This is a genomic window from Kocuria sp. HSID16901, from assembly GCF_003989425.1.
Classification (GTDB): Bacteria; Actinomycetota; Actinomycetes; order Actinomycetales; family Micrococcaceae; genus Rothia; species Rothia massiliensis.
Genome location: NZ_RBLM01000014.1, coordinates 1 through 10,248 on the forward strand (window position 1 = coordinate 1; position 10,248 = coordinate 10,248).

General features: G+C 53.1%; 13 protein-coding genes. 11 read left to right on the forward strand and 2 right to left on the reverse strand.

The annotated features are described in order from the left end of the window. From D8M21_RS11325 to D8M21_RS11150, 6 genes are all read left to right on the forward strand, one after another. Nucleotides 1-687 (forward strand): hypothetical protein (locus D8M21_RS11325; RefSeq protein WP_161970383.1); only part of this gene is annotated, 687 nt, incomplete at its 5' end. Further along, nucleotides 684-1,592: a tyrosine-type recombinase/integrase gene (locus D8M21_RS11125; RefSeq protein WP_126855914.1), complete on the forward strand. Its 909-nt coding sequence runs from the start codon at nt 684-686 to the stop codon at nt 1,590-1,592. The genes D8M21_RS11325 and D8M21_RS11125, both read left to right, overlap by 4 nt. 768 nt (nt 1,593-2,360) lie before the next feature. Then, the gene (locus D8M21_RS11135) at nt 2,361-3,710 is read left to right on the forward strand and encodes a replication initiation protein (RefSeq protein WP_126855916.1); all 1,350 of its coding nucleotides are present in this window, start codon (nt 2,361-2,363) and stop codon (nt 3,708-3,710) included. A gap of 97 nt (nt 3,711-3,807) precedes the next feature. After that, entirely contained in the window at nt 3,808-4,242 is a 435-nt protein-coding gene (locus D8M21_RS11140) for a hypothetical protein (RefSeq protein WP_126855917.1), read from the forward strand. Between the two features lie 98 nt (nt 4,243-4,340). Further along, the gene (locus D8M21_RS11145) at nt 4,341-4,595 is read left to right on the forward strand and encodes a hypothetical protein (protein WP_126855918.1); all 255 of its coding nucleotides are present in this window, start codon (nt 4,341-4,343) and stop codon (nt 4,593-4,595) included. 621 nt (nt 4,596-5,216) lie between these two features. Beyond that, nucleotides 5,217-5,474, forward strand: coding sequence for a hypothetical protein (locus D8M21_RS11150; protein WP_126855919.1), 258 nt, complete (start codon nt 5,217-5,219; stop codon nt 5,472-5,474). Here the strand turns inward: D8M21_RS11150 and D8M21_RS11155 are convergent. Beyond that, nucleotides 5,471-5,722, reverse strand: a complete 252-nt coding sequence (locus tag D8M21_RS11155) for a hypothetical protein (RefSeq protein ID WP_126855920.1) — start codon at nt 5,720-5,722, stop codon at nt 5,471-5,473. The two genes, D8M21_RS11150 and D8M21_RS11155, sit on opposite strands and share 4 nt — an antisense overlap. A gap of 1,182 nt (nt 5,723-6,904) precedes the next feature. Further along, nucleotides 6,905-7,576 (reverse strand): hypothetical protein, encoded by a 672-nt coding sequence (locus D8M21_RS11160; RefSeq protein ID WP_126855921.1) that lies wholly within the window; start codon nt 7,574-7,576, stop codon nt 6,905-6,907. Nucleotides 7,577-7,649: 73 nt separating this feature from the next. On the opposite strand from D8M21_RS11160, the gene D8M21_RS11165 reads away from it, so the two are divergent. The 5 genes from D8M21_RS11165 to D8M21_RS11180 all read left to right on the forward strand — a co-directional run bounded on the left by D8M21_RS11165 (nt 7,650) and on the right by D8M21_RS11180 (nt 9,812). Continuing rightward, nucleotides 7,650-8,258: a hypothetical protein gene (locus D8M21_RS11165; protein ID WP_126855922.1), complete on the forward strand. Its 609-nt coding sequence runs from the start codon at nt 7,650-7,652 to the stop codon at nt 8,256-8,258. Between the two features lie 175 nt (nt 8,259-8,433). Next, on the forward strand, nt 8,434-8,820 hold the full coding sequence (locus D8M21_RS11170; protein WP_342342971.1) for a type II toxin-antitoxin system death-on-curing family toxin: 387 nt from the start codon (nt 8,434-8,436) through the stop codon (nt 8,818-8,820). A 59-nt stretch (nt 8,821-8,879) separates the two neighbouring features. After that, complete coding sequence (locus D8M21_RS11175; protein WP_126855924.1) at nt 8,880-9,086, forward strand: hypothetical protein; 207 nt, start codon at nt 8,880-8,882, stop codon at nt 9,084-9,086. Nucleotides 9,087-9,274: 188 nt separating this feature from the next. Then, nucleotides 9,275-9,478, forward strand: a complete 204-nt coding sequence (locus D8M21_RS11665) for a DUF6355 family natural product biosynthesis protein (protein ID WP_446720506.1) — start codon at nt 9,275-9,277, stop codon at nt 9,476-9,478. A 13-nt stretch (nt 9,479-9,491) separates the two neighbouring features. Beyond that, on the forward strand, nt 9,492-9,812 hold the full coding sequence (locus D8M21_RS11180) for a DUF6355 family natural product biosynthesis protein (RefSeq protein ID WP_126855925.1): 321 nt from the start codon (nt 9,492-9,494) through the stop codon (nt 9,810-9,812). The last annotated feature ends 436 nt before the right edge of the window (nt 9,813-10,248 follow it).

A 10,248-nucleotide genomic window follows, 5' to 3' on the forward strand; every position in this document is an offset into this window, starting at 1 on the left:
GGTACGGTGCCGGCTTGGGCTAATGCATTGACGGGTTTATTGGCGTTCGGCGCCGTGATTTATCAACAGTGTGCAGAGGCGAATCGCCGCCGGGCTGATATCAAACGTGAGGCGAAGTTGCGTATGGCCGATATCGCCAGGGAGCGGAACCTTCGAGAAGCAGATCAGGCCGAACGCGATCTCAAGGAGAAGCGCGCACAGGCTGAAAAAGTCTCTGTCTGGATCGAGCAAGAGGATGGACCGATTCAAGAGAATCCTCGTGGAGACACCGAGGTGGTCGTGAGTGTTCGTACGTTCGACGTGTGGATCAGTAATCGCTCTTCAGGATCCATCTATAACGTGGAAATTTCTCTTGGGGTTTTGAGAGGTGCTCCGGTGCCTAGTAACGATGAGCTGGCGAAGGAAAACATTGCCGGGATGGCATCACGCAAGGTCTTCCCAGTCGTTCCACCTGGCGTGCACAGCGTGCAGTTCAAACTCCTGTATGCGTATAAGGATCCGTATCCGCCCCGTAGAACCGTCTACAGCGTCGGAGCTAACTTCTACGATGCATCTAACGCTGGCTGGAGCTTGAGCATCGAGGGCTCTCTATCAGCGAGGCTTGGTGGAGACGAAGTCCTTACCAGGTACCGACTCGATAACAAGGATTTAGTAGACGAAAGCGAACTGACCCGGGTCCAGATGTGACTACTCCTGATATTCGTGACCCATGGCGCGAAGAGTTTCATCACGCCCAGCTCATCGGTTCATGGCTCGCCTCGTACTCCTCACCCTCGACCAGGGCGGCGTATCGAACTGACACGAAGCTGTTCCTTGAGTTCATCGAGACGATGGGGATGGATCTCTTTGAGGTACGCCGTCAACACGTCAATGTGTTCATGCGTGCTCGGGAGCAGGTTGATTCGCCCTCGACCTTGGCTCGACGGACTGCGTCGATCTCTGCGTTGTATCGGTATGCGATGAGTGAGGACCTGATCGACAGGAACCCTGCCGCGATGATTCGGCGCCCTGCCGTGGATAAGGATCATTCCACCAGTGAGGTTCTCACCAATTCCGAGGCGATCAAGTTCCTTGAGGCGGCGAAGAAACATTCACGTCGTGCTTATGCCCTCGTGCTGTTGCTTCTTGAGACCGGAGTCCGTATCAGCGAGGCGCTCGACACGACAGAGGCGGATTTCGGCGCTGACAGGCTGAGAATTCGACGCAAGGGCGGGAAAACCGCGATCGTTCCACTTCCGGAGAAGCTCAGAATCGTTTTGAGAGAACTGACCGGCGCTACCGGACAGGAAATCGCACGCGGAGACGAGGCATCACGACCGATCTTCCGCACGAGAACAGGCGCGGCGTGGAAAAGAACCGACGCGGCGCGAACCTTGAGAAGCATCAGCCAGAAGGCGGACATTGGAAAGGTCGTCACCCCGCACGTTTTGAGGCATACCCACGCAACCTTGGCGTTGAGTCACGGAGTCCCACTGCATCATCTGCAGGATTCCCTTGGCCATAGTGACCCGAGGACGACGCGACGATATGACCATGACAGGTCGAGGCTGGAGAACCATTCGACACACACCGTGGCAAGGCTCTTCGACTAGATTTGTTGCCATGACGAAGCGGAAAAAACGGGAAGACCTTCACATCGTGAAGGAGGCAGCAAGGCTCACTGGAGTACCGGAATCCACTCTACGTACCTGGCTCAAGCAAGGTCGGTATCCCGTTACCACGTCTCCCGGTGGATATATGCTCGTGCACGACCGAGAGATCCTTCAAATATCGACCGACTACGCGAATCGAGCAAAGACGTCGAAAGGTCGCCTCAAAGGAGGAACCTCATGGGAGAAGCCGCCACGGAACGAGTAGGAACGTACGAAGTTCTAAGACTCTACGAGGTGCGTCGGAAGTTCTAAAACGAAGTTCTAATACCTAGTAAGTTCCTCGAGTCATGCTAGCTACGGATAAAGGTGCACTTTTTGGTTGAGATGAGTTAAACTAATTAGCGAGAGATCGTCTCTGAAGGCGGGGTTTCCGGGTAGCGAATCCCCTTAGACTTTCCCCCGCTGACGTAGCGGTCTCAGAAACCCCGGTTGGATTGCCGTCCTCCGGGGTTTCGTCGTATCCGGACGCGTGTCCGCGGTGCTGTAGGTCTCGTTCGATCTGCGCTAGAATCTTCGTAGCTCGAGAAACGAGCGGTCCGTGTTGAGCTACGGCAAGAGCTAGGCGGGCGTCAGAAAGTCAACCGAGAAGAATTCGCATTGCATACTCAACTCTCCGTCCTGGATAGAAGACACCCAAAAATAACTGACTCGTCGGCGTCTGGCCTGTCTCCTGTCTGGTTCGACGATGTCTCCTACGGTCTTCAGCAGATGGATCCGATAGGTACTGGTGGAGGTATCGCCCGTGAGGAATTGGAGTTCCTGAAGCACAAGTTGCGTGCTCGTATCACCCATATGGCGAACTCCTTCAACCAGAATCGGTATAAGGAAACGACCTGGGAGAACCTTCTTTCTCATCAGTACATCGCCTTCGACGGTCCTCACTATCGAGCCTTCATCGTCATGGACGTCGACAAGCCGGAGCACTTCGAGAAGCTGAGACGCTTTCCCTTGGCTCCTAACCTTATTGGGCTTCGCGCTAGTGCTCATCACCGTGGCAACTATCAAGCAATTTGGATCCTTCGATTCCCGGTGAAAAAGGCAGATCGGCTCGTCCTGCGATGGATGGAACGCATCATGACGGCGATGGGCGAGGCGCTAGGAGCAGACCCGCATTTCTCCAGGCATCTCTCGCGAAATCCCTTCTACAGTCTGAAAGATGCTGCGTACTCATGGCACTGGCTCCATGACCGGCAGTTCTTGCTGACGCAGCTCCAAGATGCTTGTCAGATGGTCGGTGTGGAACTGCAACGAACACAGAAGACTCGTGGTGAAGAAATAACGGTTGAGCGAGTGGCCGGTGTTGATCGTGGTCCGCGAGTCGGGCCAAACGAAAAATTCCGACCGTTCCGCTATGAAATTGGCGGTGAGAAGATCCTTCGGAACTGCTGGCTCTTCCTCGCAGTGACCGAGCATGCTCGGCTTCATTCCGGTCCTGTGACCGAAGAATGGTGTCTGGATCTCCTACACGAGGCGAACGGGATCATGGACAAGAAGATATGGACGGATTCCGTAGGTACTAATCCGCACACGCCTCCTTGGCTCTCGTACGGTTTAGACGATAAGGAGCTGCGCACTATTGCTAGATCCATTAGTCAATATTGGTCGGCGACATCGCGTAGTGGCCTTTCCTGGTACACCAAAGAGGAGGCTTCGCTCGGAGGGAAGCGTACACAGCAGAGGCATCGAGTGAAGATCCTGGATCAGCTCCAAAAAGGTCGCGAAACGTCGCTAGCAGTTCGCATCCAGAGAGCACTCAAGCGCCGTGAGAGCGTCCGGATTCTTCTCGAAGAAGGTCTCTCTAAACGAGCGATTTCGAAGCGCCTCAACGTCAATGAGCGAACCATTTACCGCGACGTTATTGCCCTGATGGAAGAGGCTTCGAGGAAGAAGGTTGAGACGGCTTCAAGGAGTACGACATTTGTACGCTCTCAGAAGGATCGATTCCCGCACTCAGCTCGACGCCCACCGCTCCTCGCTCCTTCAATTAGCCTAGGCAACTTACTTCACTTCGCTCAGACGTCTCTCAACGACTCCCCTCGACCTCCTCAACCGATCTGACCCTGACGCCCAGAACGAACAAGGCACTAGAACTAGCTTTCCTTCTCGAAGTTCTACTACCTTTATGCCTCTTCTCAAGTCCTGGGATACTGACGACATGACGGAAAACCCAAAGGCAAGGAAGCGTGTCAGGAAGACGGAGTTCACGATCCCGGAGGCGGCGCGATTCCTGAGAATTTCGACCGCAACCATGTACAACTGGGTGAACTGCGGCGGGGTCGATGAGATAGAGATTCCTTGGCATTGGAAAAAAGCTAAGAATGGTCGCGAGATCAAGGTTATTACCTGGTCGACGCTCTGTGAGCTTCGAGAGGCTTACCCGAGCAGGATCAAGGAAGAGACGGCTGATCGTTATATAGAGACGAGACGCTTGAACGGGAAGCTCAAGACGGGTGGAAAACCTGGTTTCTATAAACCGAAGAATAGGGATGGATATGTAGAGCGCGAAGCGCGGAAACTATCTCGGGCTGAAGCTGCGTACTACGATAAGAAGTGCCTTCTCAAGTCAGAAGAGGAACGAGATCAGATTTAGAGAATCTTAAATAACTAGATGATGTCTATGACTCTCTTAGAGAATCTGCATTATCCTTCGTAGTAGCGAGTTAAAACGACGATACGAAGGGTTAGGTCATGAATCTACAGCAGGTTCTCAATGAACAGGTCAAACGGCGGGGCGACATTCTCGATATGGACAAGTTTGTGATAGATCTCGTAGCGAAATATCCGAAGGGAAACTTCAGTATCCTCGATGACCAAGGGCAGAAGCGATTCGTTGCAGATGCTGACTTTTGGCCGTGGCGTGATGAGCTCTTGGCTCAGATTGAGCAGGATATTGATGACATCTCAAAGTTGATGGAGATCGAATCTACGGAAAGATTTAACTAATGTCGTATCCTACGACAGGGCCTTGATCGTCTCGACGTAATCGCGCTACGTCGAAGCGATTTGCTCGCTCTGAGGGCGTCTTACGGCGCGTTGAGACGCTTTCCTGTTTCTGCTCTAAGAAAAAATTTATACACATTGTTCTGTGGATAAGTGGCGATTATATTCCTGCTTATTCCCGATCATGCTTATTCAAGACCAAAACTTCCCGAAGATAGGGAGTTTATCCCTGATTTGGAACTGCTAGTCAGGTGTCGTGTCAGCACCACCCCGCTGATGGTTTATGAAGTTCGGTAGACTGGGAAACATCCGATAGACCTCCGAATCGAGGGGGTGAAACGGATGGAGGTAGAAAAAAGAAGAACCCCAAGGTGGCACGACCTCGTGAAGGAGATCGCACCGATCCTTAGGGCTCTTGCAGCGTTGATCATCGCTTTACATAGTTGATGATCATGGCGGGTCGATGCGATGTTTGGCGACGGAGCATCGACCCGTCTTTGCGTTGTAGCTAACCTGGGATGTCCCATCTGTATGAGACTCGTATTAGCTTCGTGTACTCGTTACGATACCCTCCACCTAGCGAATTTTCCCAGTTTTCTTAGACATGATGGCTAGTCTTAGGTCATGACGCATCATGGAGATCCGCGCGACCGTCTCACCCAGTTGGAGTTCCATAGGCAACTTCTCGAGGAGCTTGAAGATCGCGCCTTCGCGGCGCAGCAGGAACTCGGGATCATCTGCTCCTTCCAAGATGAAGAAGGTGCACATGGAACGGTCAATGATTCAGAGTTTTCTGCGTGGTTCCAGCGCCGAATCGAAGATCTTGATGAGCAGATCAACGAGCAACGCCAACTCCTTGATGTGACCGATGAAAGCTCCTAGCCCTCAAGCTCCTCGATCGTCATGAGCTTTTCGATGTCGTCGATGTTCTGATCCGACTCGGCGAGGAGATCGTCTCGCCAGGTCCAGAAATCCTGATCTCGAACGGACCTGCTCTCACCGTTGTCATCGAACATGTACAGATCCCCACCACGCCAATTTTTGGATAGATAATCAGTAACCTGATCTATCTCAACTTGCATGTTGCGTTGTTCGATTTCCTTGATACGGATATTATCCAGGTTGATCATTTATTCCTCCCCACTCGCTCCGATTTGAAGCGGATATGAGAATGATACGACAGAATTGATCGATAGGTCAGGGATTATCAGTCAATTACAATAGGTATCCTGTGCGCCGAATGATTCAGTGTTTATTCGTTCGCCGGACACGTTCACGGCTCGCGACGAGCAGGCTCCACTTGCTTCCCAATGACACCTAGTACCGTTCCTCTTCGCGCATCCTTAGGAGGTGGCAAAGGATGGAGTCGTCCTCCTCGTTCGCCTCCATATCAAGGATCTGATTGACTCGTGATGACCCTTCATCTTCGTCATGATCACCCTTCATGAGACCCTCCATCTGGTCTTGGAACCCTCTGACATGAACACGTCGAGCCGAGACGGAGTCAGAGGATTTTTCGAGAGAACGACGCCGGCAAATGGTAACCGGCTACCTCGATACTCAACGCCTCGACTCGACGCTTTTAAAATTTTAGAGCATGTCTTCTAACAGGGTCACTGAGAGTGCAAAATTATCGCAAAGGGTACCTTGATCGATTCCAAGAGAATTATAGAGTAGCCCTTCAATTAGATTATTTAACATTATGAACCAGATCGACAACATCCTCGTTGCTAAACACAACGCGGAATGTATGCCGTGACCGACCCGTCACGTGCCCAATCTCCTCGATCGGATCAGCGCAAGGAGAGTTCTCCTCCCCTTGACTCCACGCCATGCCCATTTCATAGCGGCCTCGACCGTAGCTTCTCGCCGACGTGCCCCGCGCCGAGGATCTTCTCGTCCTCTTGTCCACCTACGCCGAGCACTCTCACATCGAAGCGGCCTTGATGAAAAGGTATGAACCGATGAGATGAATCAAAGAGCTCCTCGCTCCTCGAGACCTTCGCGAGCACTCAATCAGCGTTTTCGATTCGCAGATTATAAAAGCGCGTCGTCGCTTCGCGAGAAAACGAACGAGACGAAAAAACGCAGCGCAGAGGACGGAACGACGATCTCAGAGCTCGGCGCTCCGAGACCTCGCGCGCTGATTGGACGCGGCGCGGATGCGCGGAGGTCGGGCGGCGAGGACTCCGCGATTTGCGGCGCGGCGAAAAGACGGCGGGGCTTGGGCTCGGAGCGATTTTGAGGCGGCGCAGATTTTGGACGGCCGGAAAAAATGGCACCGCGATCTGAGCAGATACGGAGGAGGAACCCTAGCTGAATAGCCGCCCGAAGAATCCTTTACGCGGAGGCGTCTCACGGTTGGAGCCTTCCATGTGGGTATCTTGCGATGATCGTGATACCTGATCTGAAACCCCGTGAAGCCCTCCATGTTCCGCATGTTCTCGATGATCTTGTTGCTGACGGGTATCTCGTGAAGGCCCTTCATCTGGCACCATGCTCTGGTTCTGGTACCCAGATTGAGCACCGCTCTGACCTGACGTGATCATTCGCAGTGCCATGCGTTCTGTCTCCGCGCTGAGTTTCATGTTTTCAATCGTCACGGCACGTTCCCTAGAAACAGCTTCGGCTACCTCTGCGCGACGTTGCCACTCGGAGATGGACTCGCGCAGCTCCTGAATTTCGGCGCGGAGAGCCTCCGTCTCGTCGTGGTCTGGTTCTGATCGTAAGGTTCTCCGTCCAGCATCCTCGCGTCCAGGACCTTCAGTCTTGATGAGTCCACACGCGATGAGGGCGGTCATGGGAACCTGCCAACCTGATTCAGAGATCACCGCGCCGGCTTTTTCTAGATCATCGCGGCGGCGGCGAAGGGTGCTCACGCTGACACCTGCCACATCTGCGGCTTCCTTCATCGTGAAGGCTTGCGTGACGCCCTGCTTGATGCCTTGATTTTCCGGGGAAGTTTCAGAGTCATGAGATGTCATGACACCTATCATCGCACTATCCTGGGATATACCGTGATAGCTGTCATGAACGGACTATGGGGTGGGAGAGTCTATGAGTGGTTCTGTCGTTATTGCGAGCATCGTGAGTGCAGGAGTTGCTCTTTTTAAAGAGGCACGACTTATCAGCCGCACATGGATGTTGGTTTGCTCCATCTGTGCGATTCTCTTGCTGTCTTCTCATACCAAGGGATCTGGTTTCTCTCCTCTGGCTAGGTTGAAGGAAATCGTCGATTGGTTTGGAGCAGATACCGGATGGCTCGATACGGCATCATCGTGGTTGCACGAACCCGCTCATGCCGATGTCATCGGAAACTGTTGCTGGTTGCTGCTCATCCTGTTGGTCATCGCAGCGATGTTTTCTCCAAGTGAGTTACCTGGATTCTCCGCATATCCGATCTTGGCGCTTGGTGCTGAAGTCAGCAATCTGCAGAGTGAACTGGCCTTGTGGCTGCTCTCTTTAGCCGCACTAGCCGCTTATATCGTTCTCCTTGTGGTCTTGGAAAAAGCGGGAGACTGGGCCTATGACCACGGGATAATTGAGCTGGACGCCGTTGGGAACATGCACATGGCATATCTCCGTTTGTCGAGGTGTTTGTTCTCCTTCGTGTTCTGCCCGCTCTACGTCATCGCGTTGCCTGTCATGCTGATGGCGGGTCTTTGAACCACTGTTCAGCATCCATCGTTACCTCGTAGACTTGGCCTCGACGAAAGGAGCGTGTCATGGCAGTTCAGTATCCGGAGAGTAGCCCGGTGTCGCTGTCTCCTGCGGAGATGGATCGTCTCATTGCGGAGTCCCAGGAGCGTCTTGCTGGCGTGAACAAGCTCCTTGAGGATCGTTGAGTCCTTGGCGTGCTCTCACCCGTGAGGACGTGGTGAGACTTCACTGCAGCGTCCTCGATGCACCCATTCGAGATGAGAATCTTCTCCTCGGGGCGCTGGATAAACCGTGGGCGTCGTTCATGGGTGTTGAGGTGTATCCCGGTCTGGCGGATAAAACAGCCGCGTTGCTGATGGGTCTTGCTCGTAATCATCCCTTCATGGATGGGAACAAGAGAACGGCGATCGGTGCGGCTGACCTATTCCTTGCCGTGAATGGCTATTACCTTGCGTTTGAGTCAGATGAGACGGTTGCTAGTTTCGTGGAGATCGTCGCCCAAGGCCAGGTGGAGCAAGCGTTTGTCTCGGCATGGATTACCGCGCACATGAAGCCGCTGAATCCCTGATTTCGTCGCGTTCTTCCTCGTAGAGTCGAGTTAGATCGATCGAGGAGGTCTCGCGGATCATGTCGAAGAAGACTAAACGCCCAGGTCAACCGCATAGCAGAGCGAAGAAGAAGCAGAAAGCTCAAATCGACTGGAGCGATGAACTGCGCCGCGCACATGGCCAGATGAGGCAGAGCAAGGAAGATATCGAGAGTGGCTCCACCTACGCCTCGAGATATCGCCGTCCTCAGAAGTCGTCAGGGAAGACCGACGGGAAGTGGTTCTAACCATGAGCTTCCTGAAACGAGTCTTGCTGTCGAGATAAAGAGTCTGTGCGCATCACCTCTGGGCAGTCCCATGTGGATGGGGTGTTGCGTTCACGATGCCGTGCTTCGGAGGTTAGGGGGCATCGGGAACTTCTTGGAAGCTTACTGACCCCTTTAAGGGGCTCTTCACAGATGAGGGTGTAGCTGTGGTGCGACCTGGGGCGGCGCGTCGGTGTCGGGGTGAGGGTCGAGTTGCTCATTATGGACACTGCGGTAGCGGCAACGTAAAGATCAAGGTAGAGACCGCCAATGATGGTGACCAAGAGAGATGCGTAACCCCCGGAGATACGGTACTTGGGTTTACTGAAAACGGGTCCAAGGTTAAATACGCTTCTGCCATTGGTGCCTGCTGAAGGAATGGTGAACATGTTTAAACTTAAAAAGTCTATTTCGACTGCACTTGTTGCTTGTTCTGTGGCTATGGGTATATCTGCGATTGGGGTTGCTCCCGCGTCTGCAGCTACGTGTGGATGGTCTCCCGATTTCTCTAGCAATATCGGCGGCCAGGATGACGGATACTATGAGCGGGGTACTTATAACCATTGCGCTGATAGCGGGACGATCAAGATTAGGATCAACTACACCTATGCCAGTGAAGAAAAGTGTGTCACCAACGGTGAAACCAAGCTTTATGCCAACCCAGATTTGGGTGCATTGCGTGATGCTGTAGCGATTGGTCAGTGTTGATTCGTACAGGTAGCTGACTTCGAAATGTCTCCAGATGATCTATTCGTATGTACCCATAACTGGTATTATGAGCGCAGTATCGATAGTCTTAAATCGAGAGATCGAGAAGAAACGTCGCGTCGCGAGGTAGCGATCTGAGACCCTGCGTATGCGGGTATGAATCCGTCGTGATTCATAATCCCCACCCGCGCAGGGATGCTCCCATCAAGGGGGTTTCTTCGGAAGGGCCGTCAGGATTCGTCTTGACGGCCCTTCAGTCTGTCTTCTCGATGCAGATGGATAGACAGGAGCGGAATCATGTGGGACTGGGGTACGGTGCCGGCTTGGGCTAATGCATTGACGGGTTTATTGGCGTTCGGCGCCGTGATTTATCAACAGTGTGCAGAGGCGAATCGCCGCCGGGCTGATATCAAACGTGAGGCGAAGTTGCGTATGG

Coding starts and splice junctions, on each gene's coding strand:
- D8M21_RS11135 (WP_126855916.1), top strand. CDS start 2,361: ATGGATCCGATAGGTACTGGTGGAGGTATCGCCCGTGAGGAATTGGAG.
- D8M21_RS11140 (WP_126855917.1), top strand. CDS start 3,808: ATGACGGAAAACCCAAAGGCAAGGAAGCGTGTCAGGAAGACGGAGTTC.
- D8M21_RS11145 (WP_126855918.1), top strand. CDS start 4,341: ATGAATCTACAGCAGGTTCTCAATGAACAGGTCAAACGGCGGGGCGAC.
- D8M21_RS11150 (WP_126855919.1), top strand. CDS start 5,217: ATGACGCATCATGGAGATCCGCGCGACCGTCTCACCCAGTTGGAGTTC.
- D8M21_RS11155 (WP_126855920.1), bottom strand. CDS start 5,722: ATGATCAACCTGGATAATATCCGTATCAAGGAAATCGAACAACGCAAC.
- D8M21_RS11160 (WP_126855921.1), bottom strand. CDS start 7,576: ATGACATCTCATGACTCTGAAACTTCCCCGGAAAATCAAGGCATCAAG.
- D8M21_RS11165 (WP_126855922.1), top strand. CDS start 7,650: ATGAGTGGTTCTGTCGTTATTGCGAGCATCGTGAGTGCAGGAGTTGCT.
- D8M21_RS11175 (WP_126855924.1), top strand. CDS start 8,880: ATGTCGAAGAAGACTAAACGCCCAGGTCAACCGCATAGCAGAGCGAAG.
- D8M21_RS11180 (WP_126855925.1), top strand. CDS start 9,492: ATGTTTAAACTTAAAAAGTCTATTTCGACTGCACTTGTTGCTTGTTCT.